General features: G+C 64.3%; 16 protein-coding genes. 5 read left to right on the forward strand and 11 right to left on the reverse strand.

Going from position 1 to position 15631, the window contains the following annotated elements; genetic code table 11:
• Positions 1-3 precede the first annotated feature (3 nt).
• The 9 genes from IVB47_RS05275 to IVB47_RS05315 all read right to left on the reverse strand — a co-directional run bounded on the left by IVB47_RS05275 (position 4) and on the right by IVB47_RS05315 (position 10299).
• Positions 4-1218, reverse strand: coding sequence for an ABC transporter substrate-binding protein (locus IVB47_RS05275; RefSeq protein WP_247460256.1), 1215 nt, complete (start codon positions 1216-1218; stop codon positions 4-6).
• 166 nt (positions 1219-1384) lie between these two features.
• On the reverse strand, positions 1385-2215 hold the full coding sequence (locus tag IVB47_RS05280; RefSeq protein ID WP_027570653.1) for an ABC transporter permease: 831 nt from the start codon (positions 2213-2215) through the stop codon (positions 1385-1387).
• On the reverse strand, positions 2212-3474 hold the full coding sequence (locus IVB47_RS05285; protein ID WP_027570654.1) for an ABC transporter permease: 1263 nt from the start codon (positions 3472-3474) through the stop codon (positions 2212-2214). The genes IVB47_RS05280 and IVB47_RS05285 overlap by 4 nt, the downstream gene beginning before the upstream one ends.
• A 33-nt stretch (positions 3475-3507) precedes the next feature.
• A complete protein-coding gene (locus IVB47_RS05290) occupies positions 3508-4557 on the reverse strand; it encodes an ABC transporter substrate-binding protein (protein WP_027570655.1) in 1050 nt (349 codons plus the stop codon).
• Between the two features lie 88 nt (positions 4558-4645).
• Positions 4646-5770, reverse strand: a complete 1125-nt coding sequence (locus tag IVB47_RS05295) for an ABC transporter ATP-binding protein (protein ID WP_247460257.1) — start codon at positions 5768-5770, stop codon at positions 4646-4648.
• 134 nt (positions 5771-5904) lie between these two features.
• On the reverse strand, positions 5905-7473 hold the full coding sequence (locus IVB47_RS05300; protein WP_247460258.1) for a DUF4403 family protein: 1569 nt from the start codon (positions 7471-7473) through the stop codon (positions 5905-5907).
• Positions 7474-7530: 57 nt separating this feature from the next.
• Positions 7531-8181 carry a LysE family translocator gene (locus IVB47_RS05305; protein ID WP_247460259.1) on the reverse strand — a complete coding sequence of 217 codons (651 nt, stop codon included), beginning with the start codon at positions 8179-8181 and terminating at the stop codon, positions 7531-7533.
• A gap of 216 nt (positions 8182-8397) precedes the next feature.
• The gene (locus IVB47_RS05310) at positions 8398-9036 is read right to left on the reverse strand and encodes a PQQ-binding-like beta-propeller repeat protein (protein WP_247460260.1); all 639 of its coding nucleotides are present in this window, start codon (positions 9034-9036) and stop codon (positions 8398-8400) included.
• A 30-nt stretch (positions 9037-9066) separates the two neighbouring features.
• The gene (locus tag IVB47_RS05315; protein ID WP_247460261.1) at positions 9067-10299 is read right to left on the reverse strand and encodes a helix-turn-helix domain-containing protein; all 1233 of its coding nucleotides are present in this window, start codon (positions 10297-10299) and stop codon (positions 9067-9069) included.
• 147 nt (positions 10300-10446) lie between these two features.
• On the opposite strand from IVB47_RS05315, the gene IVB47_RS05320 reads away from it, so the two are divergent.
• Together IVB47_RS05320 and IVB47_RS05325 are read left to right on the forward strand one after the other, a co-directional pair.
• Positions 10447-11241, forward strand: coding sequence for a DUF899 domain-containing protein (locus tag IVB47_RS05320; RefSeq protein WP_247460262.1), 795 nt, complete (start codon positions 10447-10449; stop codon positions 11239-11241).
• Positions 11234-11491 (forward strand): hypothetical protein, encoded by a 258-nt coding sequence (locus IVB47_RS05325; protein WP_247460263.1) that lies wholly within the window; start codon positions 11234-11236, stop codon positions 11489-11491. The genes IVB47_RS05320 and IVB47_RS05325 overlap by 8 nt, the downstream gene beginning before the upstream one ends.
• 11 nt (positions 11492-11502) lie before the next feature.
• On the opposite strand, the gene IVB47_RS05330 is transcribed toward IVB47_RS05325, so the two are convergent.
• Both IVB47_RS05330 and IVB47_RS05335 read right to left on the reverse strand, forming a co-directional pair.
• Complete coding sequence (locus IVB47_RS05330; RefSeq protein ID WP_247460264.1) at positions 11503-11913, reverse strand: c-type cytochrome; 411 nt, start codon at positions 11911-11913, stop codon at positions 11503-11505.
• Between the two features lie 113 nt (positions 11914-12026).
• A complete protein-coding gene (locus IVB47_RS05335) occupies positions 12027-12734 on the reverse strand; it encodes a L,D-transpeptidase (RefSeq protein ID WP_247460265.1) in 708 nt (235 codons plus the stop codon).
• A gap of 273 nt (positions 12735-13007) precedes the next feature.
• Here IVB47_RS05335 and IVB47_RS05340 point away from each other — a divergent pair, with 273 nt between their 5' ends.
• The 3 genes from IVB47_RS05340 (at position 13008) to IVB47_RS05350 (ending at position 15563) form a co-directional block, all read left to right on the forward strand.
• On the forward strand, positions 13008-14060 hold the full coding sequence (locus IVB47_RS05340) for a glycosyltransferase family 1 protein (RefSeq protein WP_247460266.1): 1053 nt from the start codon (positions 13008-13010) through the stop codon (positions 14058-14060).
• A 34-nt stretch (positions 14061-14094) separates the two neighbouring features.
• The gene (locus tag IVB47_RS05345; protein WP_247287963.1) at positions 14095-14784 is read left to right on the forward strand and encodes a methyltransferase domain-containing protein; all 690 of its coding nucleotides are present in this window, start codon (positions 14095-14097) and stop codon (positions 14782-14784) included.
• 119 nt (positions 14785-14903) lie between these two features.
• The gene (locus IVB47_RS05350; protein WP_247460267.1) at positions 14904-15563 is read left to right on the forward strand and encodes a hypothetical protein; all 660 of its coding nucleotides are present in this window, start codon (positions 14904-14906) and stop codon (positions 15561-15563) included.
• Positions 15564-15631 lie beyond the last annotated feature (68 nt).

The raw sequence follows: 15631 nt of genomic DNA on the forward strand, positions 1-15631 counted from the left end.
CCCCTAGTTTCCCTTCACCAGCGGGCAGCCGCCCTTGTCCAGCGGACGGAAGGCTTCGTCGCCGGGCACGGTGGCGATCAGCTTGTAGAGGTCCCACTCGCCCTTGGAGTCCTCGGGCTTCTTGACCTCGAACAGATACATGTCGTGGACCATGCGGCCGTCGATGCGGATCTTGCCGTTCTTGGCGAAGAAGTCGTTGACCGGCGTTTTGCGCATCTGCTCCATCACCTTCGGTGCCTCGTCGGTCTTGATGGCGTCGATCGCCCTCAAATAATGCATGGTCGCCGAATAGAGCCCCGCCTGGATCATGGTCGGCATGTGGCCGACCTTCTCGTTGAAACGCTTGGAGAACGCGCGCGTCTCCTCGTTGGTGTCCCAGTAGAACGCGTCGGTGATGATCAGGCCTTGCGTCGACTTGATGCCGAGCGAATGAACGTCGGTGATCTCCATAAGCAAGGCGATCATCTTCTGGCCGCCCTCCGTCAGGCCGAACTCGGCCGCCTGTTTCAGCGCATTGGTGGTGTCGCCGCCGGCATTGGCCAGCGCGACCACCTTGGCCTTGGAAGCCTGGGCCTGGAGCAGGAACGAGGAGAAGTCCGACGAGTTGAGCGGATGGCGGACCTCGCCGAGCACCTTGCCGCCGCTCTCCTTGACGACGTTGGCGGCGTCGCGCTGCAGCGCCATGCCGAAGGCGTAGTCGGCGGTGACGAAGAACCAGGTGTCCTCGCCGCGCTTGACCATGGCTCGGCCTGCGACGTTCGACAGCGCATAGGTGTCGTAGGTCCAGTGCACCGTGTTGGGCGAGCAGGCGACGCCCGTGATATCGGATGAGCCGCCGCCGGAATTGATGTGGATCTTGTTCTTCTCGCGCGTCAGCGCCGAGATCGGCAGCGCCACCGACGAGGTCGGCACGTCGAAGATCGCGTCGACCTTGTCGTTGTCGTACCAGTTGCGGGCGATGTTGACGCCGACGTCGGGCTTGTTCTGGTGATCGGCGGAGACCACTGCGACAGGCTTGCCCGCGACCTTGGCGCCGTAATCGGCGACCGCCATCTCGACGGCAGCGAGCGAGCCTTTGCCGGTCGCGTCCGCATAGAGGCTCGACATGTCCGTGAGCACGCCGATCTTGACGACGTCGTCGGAAATCTGCGCCTGGGCGGCGCCTGACGTGGCGGCGAGAGCGAGACCGGCCGCGATCGCGGCGATGAGTTTTTGCATTTTGTTTTTCTCCCTCAGCGTTGTTGTTTGGGCTTTGTTGCGGGAGCCGTTCTAACGACAATCGGTCGCGGGAGCAAAGCCCGGAATGCGCGAGGAGGGTTGAGAAATAAGCAGGGCGCTGCGGTGTTTTTGCCCTCTCCCCGCAAAGCGGGGAGGGGGATAAGTCTCACGCGCCGCTGCCCTTGAGCCGCTCGTTGCGTCGGCGCAAGCCTTCCAGGGTGGCGAGCAGGATGACCGAGACCGTCGTCAGGATCACCGCCGCTGCCGTGATGGTCGGGCTGATGTTCTCGCGGATGCCGCTGAACATCTCGCGCGGCAGGGTGCGCTGCTCCGGACCTGCCATGAACAGCACGATCACCACCTCATCGAAGCTGGTCGCGAAGGCGAACAGCGCCCCCGATGCCACGCCGGGCAGGATCAGCGGCAGGATCACGCGGCGGAACGCGTCGAGCGGCGAGGCACCGAGCGAGGCGGCGGCGCGCGCCAGATTGGTGTCGAAGCTCTGCAGCGTCGCGCCGACCGTGATCACGACGAAGGGCGTCGCCAGCGCGGTGTGGGCCAGGATCAAGCCGAGATAGCTGCCGGTCAATCCGATCGGCGCGAAGAAGAAATAGAGGCCGACCGCGGTGATGACCCCGGGCACGACGACCGGCGACAGCACGAAGGCCAGCACGAGCGGCTTGAACCGGCTCTTCCACTGCGCCAGCCCCAGCGCCGCCAGCGTGCCAAGCACCATCGACAGCAGGGTCGAGGCCACACCAATGATCATGCTGTTCTTCAGCGAATTCATCCAGCGCGGCGAATTGATGAAGTCGTCATACCAGCGCAGGGAGAGGCCCGGCAGCGGATAGGTGAGGTACGAGCCCGAGCTGAAGGACAGCGGCATGATCGCAAGGATCGGCGCGATCAGGAAGATGAACACCAGCGTGGAGATCACGATGGTCGCGGTCCACGCGATACGCTGGCTCGGCGTGCGGATTGAGGAATTGTCGCTCAATTCTTCATCCCTCCCGTGACCTGCTGTCCCTGCACCAGCTTTCCATAGGCGAGCGCGAGCAGAATAGTGGCGAGCAGCAGCACCGCACCTAGTGCCGAAGCAAGTCCCCAATTGGCCGTCTCGGTGGTGTACAGCGCGATGAAGTAGCTGATCATCTGGTCGGCGGCGCCCCCGACGAGTGCTGGCGTGATGTAATAGCCGAGCGCCAGGATGAAGACGAGCAGGCTTCCCGCGCCGATGCCGGGCAGCGTCTGAGGCAGGTAGATCCGCAGGAAGGCGGTGAGGGGTGGCGCACCGAGCGAGGCGGCGGCACGCATGTAAGCAGGCGAGATCGCCTTCATGCTGCTGTACAGCGGTAGGATCATGAACGGCAACAGGACGTGGGTCATGGCCACGCAGACACCGAAGCGGTTGTAGATCAGGCGCAACGGCGCATCGATGATGCCAAGCCAGAGCAGGCTGTCGTTCACGACGCCTTTGCCCTGCAGCAGAACGATCCAGGCGCAGGTGCGGACCAGCAGCGACGTCCAGAACGGCAGCAGGACGAAGATCATCAGCAGGTTCGACCGGCCGGGCGGCAGCGCCGCCAGCAGGTAGGCGACCGGGAAGCCGAGGATCAGGCAAAGTGCCGTGACACTGAGGCTGATGAGGAAGGTGCGGACGAAAACGTCGCGGTAGATGGCCTGATCCGGCGGTGCTGCGATAATCGCGCCGTCCGCGTTCCGCGTCAGATCGAGCGCCGACAAAAGGTAGAAGCCGGTCATGGGACCACTGGCGTCCTTGATCGTGGTCCAGGTGGCGCGTTCGCGCCAGGCCGGATTGATCTTGCCGAGCGTCTCCCTGGCCGTGCCGGGCTCGGGCGCAGTCTTCAGGTTGCGTGCGGTGGTGGTCAGGATGGTGCGGAAGCCGTTCAGTGCGTAATTGAGCCGCTTGGCCGCAATCGCAATGGTGCCGGAAGCGCGCGCCGCCATGATGTCGCCCGCCAGCGCCGCGTAGGCCTTTTCGTCCGGCAGATCCCTGCCGTCCCAACTGGCGAGAGCCGCGATGGTCTGAGGCAGAACCAGACGCACCTCCCGGTCATCGACGGCGCGCCACAGCATGCCGGCGATGGGCCCAGCGAAGGTGAAGAGCAGGAAGACGAGAAGCGGCAGCACCAGCGCCAATGCCTTGACCTGGCGTGCGCGCTCCGCCCGCCGCAATCGGCGCTTGAGCGGCACCTCGGTCGACGCATCGGCGCCGGTCAAGAGCGCATCCGTCATTCGTGTTACCTTCGGTCGACCCCTGCGGGCGCGCTATTTCGCGGCCCATTTGTTGAAGCGCTCGGTCAGGCGGTCGATGTTCTCGAGCCAGAAGGCAACGTTGATCTCGACCGCATTCTTGATGTTGTCAGGCGCTGTCGGCAGGTCCTTGAGAACGGCAGGCGCGAGCAGGGCGGCTGCGTCCTTGTTCGAGGTGCCATAGGCAATGTTCTCCGATAGTTTCGACTGGTTCTCCGCTTTGCCGACGAAGTCCAGGAACTTGTAGGCCGCGTCCTTGTTCGGGCTGCCTTTCAGGATCACCCAGGTGTCAATGGTGAAGAGCGCTCCGTCCCAGACCATGCCGAAATTCTTCTTCTCGTTCTTGTTCGCGGTGTCGATGCGGCCATTGTAGACCGAGGTCATCGCCACCTCGCCGGAGGCGAGCAATTGCGGCGGCTGGGCGCCGGCCTTCCACCAGACGATGTCGCCCTTGATGGTGTCCAGCTTCTTGAACGCGCGCTCGATGCCCTCGTCGGTCGCCAGCACCTTGTAGACGTCCTTTGGCGCGACGCCGTCGGCCATGAGGGCGATCTCCAGCGTGGTCTTCGGGCCCTGACGCAAGGCGCGCTTGCCCGGGATCTTCTTGGTGTCGAAGAAGTCGGCCCAGCCCTTCGGGGCCTCCTTGAGCTTGTCCTTGTCGTAGCCGAGAACGAAATCGTAGAGGATGGCGCCGACGCCGCAAGCGTTGACTGACGGCGGGATATAGGCGGTCTCGCCGCCGATCTTCGAATAGTCGAGCTTTTCGAACAGGCCTTCCTCGCAGCCAACCGCCAATTCGTCGCTCTCGACCTGGACGACGTCCCAGGTGGCGGCGCCACCCTGCACCTTGGCGCGCAACACGCCGACGCCGCCGTCCCAGGATTCGTCGTTCATGGGCACACCGGCCGCTTTCTTGAACGGCTCGAAATAGACCTTCTTCTGGGCATCCTGATACGCGCCGCCCCACGACACGACGGTGAGGTCACGCGCCTGCGCGACCGTGGCCAGCGCCGCGCTGGCGGTGAGTGCCGCGGCGAACCCCAGGACAATCTTGCGCTTCAGCATGGTCTTTGTTCCTTCTTCTTCACGTGAATTGCTTTGAGCTTGGTCGGTGCAGGCCCTCCCGCGTTGGCGAGATGCTGCATTGTTTGGATCAGACGGGATCTAGGGCCAGGCAGTCCTCCGCGCGGAAGGTGATGAACACGTCATCGCCGGGTGTAAGGCTGCCAGCTCTCAGGCTGCCATGCGTCCCCGGCTGAAGCTTGACCATGAACTCCTTGTTGTCGGCGACGTCGAGCACGGCCAGCGCGTGGTCGCCAAGATAGATGGTGTTCTGCACCTTGGCTGGCAGTCGGTTGGGTTCGTCGCTGGAGGTGCCATCCAGAATAATGGCGATCCGCTCCGGCCGCACCGACAGCGAGGTCGATGCGCCCGTGCCCGATACGTTAACTGCGCGTGCGGTCACGGCGCCGCCGCCCGCCAGCGCAACGCGGCAATATTGTTTCTCGACCGTCTCGACGGTGCCGGACAGCACATTGTTCTCGCCGATGAAATGGGCGACGAAGCTGTTCACCGGATGCTCATACAGCGCGTCCGGCCTGTCGATCTGCTGCACGATGCCGTCGTTGAACACGGCGATGCGGTCCGACATGGTGAGCGCTTCACTTTGATCGTGCGTGACGTAGACGACGGTGATGCCCATTGTCTCGTGCAGTTGCTTGATCTCCAGTTGCATCTGCTCCCGCAGGCGCTTGTCCAGGGCGCCCAGTGGCTCGTCCATCAGCACGAGTTGCGGATTGAAAACCAGAGCGCGGGCGAGCGCCACGCGCTGCTGTTGACCACCGGACAGCTGCCCAGGCCGCCGCTGCGCCAGGGTTTCCATCTTGATCATGCGCAATGCCGCTTTGACACGATCCTGCGCTTCGGCCTTGTTCGTGTTGCGAACCGAGAGCGGGAAGGCGATATTTTCCGCAATCGTCAGGTGCGGAAACAGGGCATAGTTCTGGAACACCATGCCGATGTCGCGCTTGTGTGGCGGCACGTTCTTGATCGGCCGGTCCGCGAGGTAGATCTCGCCCTGTGTCGGAACCTCGAAGCCGGCCAGCATCATCAGCGTGGTCGTCTTGCCCGATCCGGACGGGCCGAGCAGGGTGACGAACTCGCCCTTCCTGATGTCGAGATCGAGGTTCTTCACCACGAGGTGCTCGCCATCGTAGGTTTTCTGAATGCCGGAAAAGCGCACCAGTGCCGGCGCAGGCGTGACCATGCCGGCTTCCATGTTGTCCTCGCGTTATCAGCTACGATGCTGTCAGGACCTCGTCTGAGGTTGTGAAGAGCAGCTTAGCATCCTCCGACCAGAATGCCAGCGGCGCAAGCGACGACGCGAACGGATCCGTTGAGGAAAGGCGCGCGCTACATTCCCGACAGCTTGGTGACATACACATTGAGCGAGCCGCCGGCTTCGGCGACGATGCGCAGCGTCTTGGAATCGAAGGCGATGTCGGCGAGAGTGAGGCTGTCGATCTTGGCATCGACCTTGAGGCCGTCCTCGTTCTTCTGGTAGTCGGCGATCGCGGCCGCGATCTTCTCACGGGCGTTGGCGGCGATCGGCTTCAGGTCGAGAGACGCCTTCTGCACCAGCGCCTGCTGCATCTGCGGCACGACCGCGCGCGCCGCCGCGCCGAGCAGGCCGAAGGCCGCCTCGGATTCCACCGCGAGCTGGATATCGGCGAGTCGCAGCGTCTGCTGCGCCTGGTCGAGCATCGGCCGGCCCCAGATATGCACGGTCGCCTCCGCGCCGAGACCGAGCCAGCTCTTCTTCTCCTTGGCGCGGACCAGGAGCGAGATCAGCAACCGCTCGCCCGACGGGACCACGTTGACGCTTTTCACGGTGACATCGACCGGACCGGAGCCGTCCTCGGGATAGGTGTGGCCGACCATCTGCGCCGCGATCAGCTTGTTGATCTCGGTGAAGGGCACGTCGATCGGCACGCCGATGTTCACGCCGGTGCCGGTCGGCGGCACGATCGAGATCTTGTCGGGGAACGGACAGTCCGGCTTGGACGGTGTCGAGATCACGCGCGTCTCGAGTTCGAGGCCAAGCAGCAGCGTCACGTTCTGTGCGTCGACGCGCGGCTGCGCCGCGATGGCGCGGGTCGGCTTCATCTCAAGCCAGAGCGGCGGCAGCGCGGCGGAAGACCCCGAGCCTTGCAGCGGAATCGAGCGGCAGGCCTTGGCCCATTGTAGCTTCGCATTCTCCCGCAGCGACGGATCGTTGCGGATGCGCTCGGAGACGATGTTGATCTGCTCGCCGACGTTCTTGTCGATCAGCGGCTTCACCTGCGCCGGCACGTTGACCTTGGCGCCGGCGACGTTGAGGTTGGTGTCGCCGAGATTGACCTGGGCGCCGAGATTGGGCTCGAGATGCCAGTTCGCGGCGAGCTTCGGGCGCGAGGTGATGACCACGTTACCCTTGATCTCGGCGCTGGCATTCAGGTTCTTGATGTTGACCGCGCCGATTCGTTTCGCCGCGTCACCGCCGAGCACGCCGCTGAGCGCGTCGCCGAGCGCGCCGGTGGCCTTCGAGGACAGCGATCCCGTCACGTTCAGCTTGCCGCTGAGTGGCGTCGAGATCGTCAGCACGTCCTTGTCGCCCGCAGCCGCCATCGGCCCGCGTACGGCGGACCAGCCGATGTCGGCGTTCTCCAGGATCTGCGAGATCGGGTTCTCGGCCTTCCCCGCGAAATTACGCGGCGCGGCCTTCTCGGCCTGCTCGCGGATCGCCGACACCGCGATGGCGACCGGTGCGATCACGATCGAACTCTTGGAGGCCGGCGGCAGCGGCGGCAGTTGCGCGACCGGAGGCGCGGAATTGGTCGCGCGCGGCGACAGCCAGTCCATCGCCTTCAGGCTGATGAAGAACGACGCCGCGAGCACCGCGATGGCGATCAGGATAGTCTTCAAGTTCAGCGTTAGTCGCATCAATCCCCCAGGCCGCCCGGAGCGGAAGTCTACAGGGCAGCCGAGGAGGGCGCTAGCCTAGCGCGTGGGCACCGGGGCGCTACGATCAACGAAAAGCAACCCTGCAATGGCCAGCATGACAGCGCCAAGGATGCCTTCTTGTAGCTTGGCAAACCAGGCGTTGCGGGAAAGCCAGCCGCCAATGCTGGAAGCGCCAGCGGCGATGCCGACATAGACGACGCAGCCAAGGGTCTTCGAGACTACTGCAAGAATCAACAGTTGTTCCCAGACCGGACCAACAGTGTGATCAGTGAATTGGGGCAGGAACGCCGTCATAAACAGGAAGACCTTCGGGTTGAGCAGGTTCGTAGTGAAGCCCTGTATGAAAGCAGCTCGGTGTGCGCCTGCCGGCGCCGCGCGTGCTGTATTCTTATCGAGGCGAATACTCCGCCAAAAAGCGCGAACACCAAGGTATGCTAGGTAAGCCGCACCGAGCAATCTCACGGCGGAGAACAGTTCCGGTGAATGCTGGAAGATTTCGGCGAGACCTAGAACAACAAGCGGTATTTGGATGAATCCGGCAAAGAATGTCCCCAAGACGCTCATGAAGGCAGCTCTAAAGCCTTGCGTCATGCCGCGCGTGAGCGTCAACATCATGTCCGGACCTGGAGTAATGTTCAGCACCAGCGATGCAAGGGTGAACGCGAGCAGAACGTGAGCGTTGAACATAGAAAGGGATACCGTGAAAAGGAATGAGCAGTATGAGATAAGTAGTGCGGAGGCCGACTGTCAATCCATTCATCGGTTCAACCCGCATTGGGGCGAGCGTCTTTCGTACGCCCCTTAGGAATGTGGCTAGGCACTCACGTCCGCATGATCGCAGCGAGCGCAACAGCCAAGTGTCGGCAAGCCATCTTGAATAAAGCTGTGGGGCCCATCCTGAGATTAGCCGCGCCGGGGACGGCGGACGGCTCTCACATTGCCGCGATTTCCCCCGCCGCAGAACAAGTGATCGCCGCCGTCGGACTCGAGCCCTGAGACCATGGTACCTGAAGGCAGGTCGAGCTGCTCCAGCACCTTGCCCGTCTCGGGGTCGATCCGCCTGATGTCGCTGTCTTCGCCTTCCCAGGTGCCGTGCCAGAGCTCGCCGTCGACCCAGGTCACGCCGGTGACGAAGCGCTTGCTTTCGATGGTGCGGAGAATTTTTCCCGTCTGGGGATCGACCTGATGGATCTTGCGTTCCCGATACTGTCCGACCCAGAGCGAGCCCTCGGCCCAAGCCAATCCAGAGTCGCCGCCGCCGCCGGGTGCGGGGATGGTGGCGAGCACCTTGCCGGTCGCAGCGTCAATCTTCTGGATGCGGTCCTCGGCGATCTGGAACAGGTGGCGGCCGTCGAACGCCGTTCCCGCATGCGCGGCGACATCGATGGAGCGGGTGATCTTGCCATCGGCCGGGTCGACCGCGTTCAATCTGTCGCCGGATGCGAACCACATATGGCTGCCGTCATAGGTGACGCCGTGCACGGCTTCGACCCCCGCAAAGGGTCCGTATTCCCTGACGATCTCGGCGGCTGAACGTTTCATCTGCTCGGTCCCTGTGGTGTGAATCCCACTTTACGTCTTCATGAGCGGTCCGGGGAGTAACAAGCCTGTCGGGAAACCCGGGACGGGCGGCGTCATCCAGCGCCGCGCCCGTCCGTGGCCGAAGGACTGCACCTTGTTCGATCGCGCCAGCTCTTCGAGAGCGCGTTGCACGGTGCGCGCGCTCGTTCCCAGCGCCAGCGCGAGCGCCGAGCTCGACCAGGGCTCGCCGTCGGAGAGGAAGGCGAGCACATTGGCGTGCTTCTCCTCGACGGGTCGTGCGAGGACGAGAACGTCGCGCGTCTTGCTCGCTGTATTGTGCGGCGTCAGCGCAAAACCTTGGCTGGTCGCACTGACATCGGCGAGGGGCTTGAGCTTGGTGCGGAGCCGCCCGATTTCGACGCGCAGCCGGGCGCGATACGATTCATCGACGTGCCTTGCCTGAAACGCTCCCGTGATCAACGCTTCCCGCGAGACGTCCGCGGGCCAGGCCTGCGCCAGGATGCGGGCGAGCGCGAACAGCACCGGCCGCCTTCCGAGCGGCACGAGGATGCCTCGTCTGCGAACCGCGTGATGGAACGTGTCCACCACGAGTGCCTCCGATGTCGCGAGGTCCTCGACCTCCTCGAGCCGCAACGGCCGTTCGTGCCCGCGCGTGATCAGGCGCGCTGCGGGCGTGTCGAGCACGTGGCTCGCGCTTTCGACCTCGGCTGCAAGCGCTGGAATGCCGGCCTGCCGTGCTGCGCTCGCCGCGCGCCCGAGCGCCGCGCGCGCGTCTTTGGTTCGGAGCCGCCTGATGGCGATGCCGGCGATCACGAGCTCACGGGCGACCTGCGAAGCCGGGGACAACGGCGTGGAGTTGATATCGGCCAGCGTGCGTTCGGCGTCATCGAGGCGCCCGAGAAGGAGAAGTCGGCGCGCCTCGATGTGACCCGCATGGGCGGCGTTGGCGAGGTCACCGTGGCTTGCGAGCGTCGCTCGCGCGGCCGCGAGCGTGTTGGCCGGCCAATTCAGGTCGCGCGAGACGAGTGCGATCTCGGCCTCCGCCACCACGCACCTGGCCCGCGCCACCGCCTCTCTCGGGCCGAAGGCGCGTGCGGCGCTGCGCAGCAATGTCTTTGCCTTTGCGAGATCGCCGAGCTGCGCCATCGCGATACCGCGCAGCGCCAGCGAAGGTGCATCGTTGCGCAGTGCGACGCGGTTCAGCGCGCCCAGCGGATCGCCGGCTTGGAGCGCGCGGGCCGCCGCCGTGATCAGCGACTCCATTCAAATCCCGCCACACTTGTTACTCCCACCACGCAACCGTCCGGTGCGAGAGATCGTTGACGGCCGACAATGTGCGGCGAGGGACGAGCGGTTCCGGATCTCGCATCGCGAGATACGGAACGGCCGCCCGGGAAAAGTTGGAGAGCCATGATGACATCAGCTGACAACGCAGGAAACAACGGACAGGCCGCCATGCAAACACCGCCGGTGGTGTCGCCGCAGGACTGGGAGGCCGCCCGTCAGCAACTGCTCGTAAAGGAAAAGGCGCATACCCGTGCCCGCGACGCCCTGGCCGCCGAGCGCCGGCGCATGCCGTGGATGGAAGTGACGAAAACCTATGCTTTCGAGGGGCCCGGCGGCAAGGTCAGTCTGCACGACCTGTTTCAGGGCCGGCGGCAACTGATCGTCTACCGCGCCTTCTTCGAGCCGGGCGTGTTCGGCTGGCCGGATCATGCCTGCCGCGGCTGCTCCACGGTGGCCGACCAGGTCGCCCATGTCGCGCATCTGAATGCCCGCGACACCACGCTGGTGTTCGCCTCGCGCGCACCGCAGGCCGATATCATCAGGCTGAAGCAGCGGATGGGCTGGACCATACCATGGGTCACCGTCACCGACAGTTTCGATGCCGATTTCGGCGTCGACGAATGGCACGGGACCAACGTGTTCTTCCGCGATGGCGACCGCATCTTCCGCACCTACTTCGTCAAGAGCCGCGGCGACGAGCAGATGGGCGGCACCTGGAATTACCTCGACATCACGCCGCTGGGACGGCAGGAGGTCTGGGAAGATTCGCCGAAGGGCTATCCGCAAACGCCGACCTACAAATGGTGGAACTGGCACGACAGCTACACCGAAGGTGCGGCACCCGACAAGAAATGGGTCGAGATCTCGACCGCCGGCGAGAAGGCTTTTCGCGAGGAGGCCGCGGAAGGACGTGACTAGTCCCGTCAGAACAACTGTCGGCGCGAGCCGCAACGGCGTGGTGGCCGCGCGCCACCTCGCCAGATGGCTGGGGCTGGTGGCGACCCCGACCTTCGCCATCATGGCCGTGCTGACGGCCATGCTCGATGGCCCGGCCGACATGCTGTGCGGCTCCGGACATGGGGCGATGCTCGGAGGGATGGTGCCGATGTATCTCTTGATGAGCGCGTTTCACTCGGCGGCATGGCTGAGGCTGATTGCAGAGCGGTGAAGTCGGTAGCTCTACCGCGAAGCCGCCTGCAAATAGGCAACGACCTTCGCCGCTTCCTCCGCCGAGACGCCGCCATAGGGCTGCATCTTGTTGCCGGATACGACTTCGTCCGGCTTGACCATGAAGCGGGTCAGTTTGTCCTGGTCCCAGACGAAGCCGGCTTCCTTCATCGACGAGGAATAGTTGTAGTCCGGCAGCGAGCCGGCCTTGCGTCCGACGATTTTATTGAGGTTAGGGCCCAGACGATTGTCGCCCTCTTTCACCGAGTGGCAGGTTCGGCAGGAATTGTTGAAGGCCTGCTGGGCTGCGTCGTCGCTCCCCGGCTGCTGTGCGAGCGAGGCGGGCGCGGTCAACAGCAGTGCCACTGCGCCGGCGATCGCGCGGAGCCAAGTGCCTTGCGGCGATTGCGGACGTGATTGCATTCGCGCCTCCATCGGGGATCGCGCCGCAGCACGCGCGCGCATCGGGATGCCGAGGGCAAACGAAGACGGCCCCGGTGGGTTCCGGGGCCGTTTGCGTCACAATGTCCTGTCGCTTACCGCGTCGCGGCGCCGAGATCCGCGCGGCGTTCCGTCATCGGCAGCACGATCACCTTGGTGCCGACGTTGACGCGGGAGTAGAGGTCCGCGACGTCGTCATTGGTCAGGCGGATGCAGCCGGAGGAGACGTGCTTGCCAATGGTGTCGGGCGCGTTGGTGCCGTGGATGCGGTAGATGGTGCCGCCGAGATACATGGCGCGGGCGCCGAGCGGATTGCCGGGGCCGCCGGCCATATGGCGCGGCAGATAGGGCTGGCGGGCGATCATTTCCGGCGGCGGGGTCCAATCCGGCCACTCGGCCTTCTTGGTCACCGACTGGGTGCCGGACCAGGTGAAGCCGTCGCGGCCGACGCCGATGCCGTAGCGCATCGCCTGGCCGTTACCGAGCACGAGATAGAGGTAGGTGTTGGGTGTATCGATGATGATGGTGCCGGGCGCCTCGCGCGTCGCGTAGGAGACGGACTGGCGACGGAAGCGGGCCGGCGTTTCGACGGCGTCCTGATCTTCGGACGGCGCAGCCTGATAAGGCATGGCTTGATAAGGCTGATACGGCTGCGGCGCCGCGATCAGCGGCAGCGGCTGGAAGAACGGGAAGAGCTGCACCGGCGCGGCCTTCACCGGGCCGGCGAACGCGATCGCGGTGACAGCCACTGCACCAAACGCAACGGCGCGCGAATAAGTCTTCAACGTCTCCAGATTGATCATTGGTCGCCCCTGTTTGCGCCGTGTTTCTTGGTCGCCCCGGCACCGTTTCGGTGCTCTGTTGCCTAGATCACTAACGACAAGAAGTTTCGGGACGTTTGCGCGGAAAACCGAAAACGGTTTCATGGCGGAAAGGATTGTTCATGACGGTTTCGTGGCTGAGCGGACCCGTTAACGAACAAAACAGCGGGCCGACACTTCCATGACGTCACACGCCTGAAATATCCGTGGTTGATGGTCCTAAGCCGAGAATCATAAAAATCTCGGGATTTCCCCATGCGGGTATTAATCGCGACTGACGCCTGGCATCCGCAGGTCAACGGTGTGGTCCGGACGCTGACCTCGCTGGATGGCGCGGCCAAGGCATTGGATGTCGAGATCGACTTCCTCACGCCGGACGGCTTTCGGTCATGGCCGTTGCCGACCTATCCGGGGCTGCGCGTTGCGCTGCCGAGCGGCAAGGAGATTGCGCGGCGGATCGAGCAGGCGGCGCCCGAGGCGCTGCACATCGCGACCGAAGGGCCGATCGGCTGGGCGGCGCGGGCTTATTGCCGCCGCAACCGGCTCGCCTTCACCACCTCCTACACCACGCGGTTTCCCGAATATGTCTCGGTGCGAACCGGCATCCCCGCGAGCGTCGGCTACGCCGTGCTGCGCCACTTCCACGATGCCGCCGCGATGACGATGGTCGCGACGCCCTCGCTGCGGCAGGAGCTCTCCGAGCGCGGCTTCAAGCGGCTCGGCTTCTGGACCCGCGGCGTCAACACCGAGCTATTCCATCCCGACTCTCCGGCCAGGCTCGATCTGCCCGGGCCGATCTTCATGACGATGGGCCGCGTGGCGGTGGAGAAAAACCTCGAGGCGTTCCTCTCGCTCGACCTGCCCGGCACCAAGGTCGTCGTGGGTGACGGCCCGCAGAAGGCTCCGCTCGAAAAGAAATATCCGGGCGTTGTGTTTCTCGGCGAGAAGAAGGGCGCCGATCTCACCGCGCATCTCGCCGCCGCCGACGTGTTCGTGTTTCCGAGCCTGACCGACACCTTTGGTGTCGTGCAGTTGGAGGCGCTCGCCTGCGGCACGCCCGTGGCGGCGTTCCCGGTGACTGGTCCCAAGGACGTCATCGCCGATCATCCGATCGGTGCGATCGACCATGATCTGCGCGCCGCGTGTCTGCGCGCACTCACCATGTCGCGCCAGACTTGCCGCAATTTCGCGCTGGAGCGCTCCTGGGAAAACAGCGCGCGCCAATTCGTCGGCAACCTCACTTCACTTCAGCCCAGTCGTGCCTTGCGCGCCTCGCCGATCATGGCGCGGCGGCCGGTGCGCGGTTGACCCCAACGTTTCGACCACAGCGAGAACCTCATCGATGGCTAAGATCATGAACCTTGACGGCACCCAGCAGCTCGACCTCACCCGTGGCACGGTCGAGCAGGCTTATGATCGTTGGGCACCGGTCTACGACCTCGTGTTCGGAGGCGTGTTCGCCAAAGGCCGGCAGGCCGCGATCGCGGCCACCAACAAAATCGGCGGCCGGGTGCTCGAGGTCGGCGTCGGCACCGGCATCTCGCTGCCGCTCTACGCGCCGCATCTGCGCATCTTCGGCACCGACATCTCGGAGGCGATGCTCGACAAGGCGCGCCAGCGCGTCGCCGAGGGCGGCCTAGAGCACGTCGAGGGCCTCGCGGTGATGGATGCCGAGAAGCTCGAATTCCCCGACAATTCCTTCGACGTCGTGATGGCGCAATACGTCGTCACCGCCGTGCCGAATCCGGAAGTCGCGTTGGACGAATTCGCCCGCGTGCTGCGTCCGGGCGGCGAGTTGATCATCCTCACTCGCGTCAGCGCCGATACCGGCATGCGCCGCTTCATCGAGCAGAAGTTGCAGCCGGTGGTGCGTCCGCTCGGCTTCCGCACCGCCGAGTTCGCCTGGTCGCGTTATGCCAAATGGCTCGCCGGCGCCGACGGCATCGAGCTCGCCGAGCGCCGCCTGATTCCGCCGCTCGGTCACTTCTCCCTGGTGCGCTTCCGCAAGATCGACGTCGCAAAAGCGGCGTAACCCAAGCTCACGCGTGCGTCACCGCGTCGGTGCACATCGTCACATGACAAAATGATGATGTCACACGGCCTACATCGAATCTCTGTAAATCCTGAACCCGAAAGCATTTGGGGGAGAGCATGATCAAGAACTATCTCGAGCAGCTGCGGATCCAGCGCTGGGACGACCATCGCTACTATCACCACAGCCGCATCAATCAGAGCCTGCACTTCGTCAGCGCGCTGAGCTTCCTGTTCGCCTATGTCTGGCTGTTCGTCGATCCCATGATCTCGGCGCTAGTCGGCTGGCTGGTCTCGATGACCTCGCGCCAGGCGGGTCACTTCTTCTTCGAGCCGCACGGCTACGACCAGATCAACCAGGCGACGCACGAGCACAAGGAAGAGATCAAGGTCGGCTACAATCTTCGGCGCAAGGTGGTGCTGATGTCGATCTGGGCGCTGTCGCCGCTGGTGCTGCTGGTCGATCCCACGCTGTTCGGACTGTTCACGCCCTGGGCGGGCGCGACCGATTTCATGCGGCAGGTCGCCAAGGTCTGGCTCGTCGTCGGCGGCGGCGGTCTGATGTTCCGCACGGTGCACCTGTTCTTCATTCGCGACGTCGAGACCGGCCTCGTCTGGATGACGAAGATCCTGACCGATCCCTTCCACGATTTGATGCTCTACCGCAACGCGCCGCTGGCGCTGATGCGCGGCGAGCTGATGGACCCCGGCCTGCACCTCAACCCCGAGCACACGCTGGGCCTGATCGGCGAGCCCACGCTCGAAGAGCGGCACGCCTGAGCGCCGCGATCTCACCAAGGCTTCCGATGTCTGGCGGTTGCGTCATGCCCGGGCTCGTCCCGGGCATC

This window comes from Bradyrhizobium sp. 62, from assembly GCF_023073035.1.
GTDB lineage: Bacteria > Pseudomonadota > Alphaproteobacteria > Rhizobiales > Xanthobacteraceae > Bradyrhizobium.

Coding starts and splice junctions, on each gene's coding strand:
- IVB47_RS05295 (WP_247460257.1), bottom strand. CDS start 5,770: ATGGAAGCCGGCATGGTCACGCCTGCGCCGGCACTGGTGCGCTTTTCC.
- IVB47_RS05300 (WP_247460258.1), bottom strand. CDS start 7,473: ATGCGACTAACGCTGAACTTGAAGACTATCCTGATCGCCATCGCGGTG.
- IVB47_RS05315 (WP_247460261.1), bottom strand. CDS start 10,299: ATGGAGTCGCTGATCACGGCGGCGGCCCGCGCGCTCCAAGCCGGCGAT.
- IVB47_RS05310 (WP_247460260.1), bottom strand. CDS start 9,036: ATGAAACGTTCAGCCGCCGAGATCGTCAGGGAATACGGACCCTTTGCG.
- IVB47_RS05350 (WP_247460267.1), top strand. CDS start 14,904: ATGATCAAGAACTATCTCGAGCAGCTGCGGATCCAGCGCTGGGACGAC.
- IVB47_RS05320 (WP_247460262.1), top strand. CDS start 10,447: ATGATGACATCAGCTGACAACGCAGGAAACAACGGACAGGCCGCCATG.
- IVB47_RS05290 (WP_027570655.1), bottom strand. CDS start 4,557: ATGCTGAAGCGCAAGATTGTCCTGGGGTTCGCCGCGGCACTCACCGCC.
- IVB47_RS05275 (WP_247460256.1), bottom strand. CDS start 1,218: ATGCAAAAACTCATCGCCGCGATCGCGGCCGGTCTCGCTCTCGCCGCC.
- IVB47_RS05285 (WP_027570654.1), bottom strand. CDS start 3,474: ATGACGGATGCGCTCTTGACCGGCGCCGATGCGTCGACCGAGGTGCCG.
- IVB47_RS05335 (WP_247460265.1), bottom strand. CDS start 12,734: ATGATCAATCTGGAGACGTTGAAGACTTATTCGCGCGCCGTTGCGTTT.
- IVB47_RS05330 (WP_247460264.1), bottom strand. CDS start 11,913: ATGCAATCACGTCCGCAATCGCCGCAAGGCACTTGGCTCCGCGCGATC.
- IVB47_RS05305 (WP_247460259.1), bottom strand. CDS start 8,181: ATGTTCAACGCTCACGTTCTGCTCGCGTTCACCCTTGCATCGCTGGTG.
- IVB47_RS05345 (WP_247287963.1), top strand. CDS start 14,095: ATGGCTAAGATCATGAACCTTGACGGCACCCAGCAGCTCGACCTCACC.
- IVB47_RS05340 (WP_247460266.1), top strand. CDS start 13,008: ATGCGGGTATTAATCGCGACTGACGCCTGGCATCCGCAGGTCAACGGT.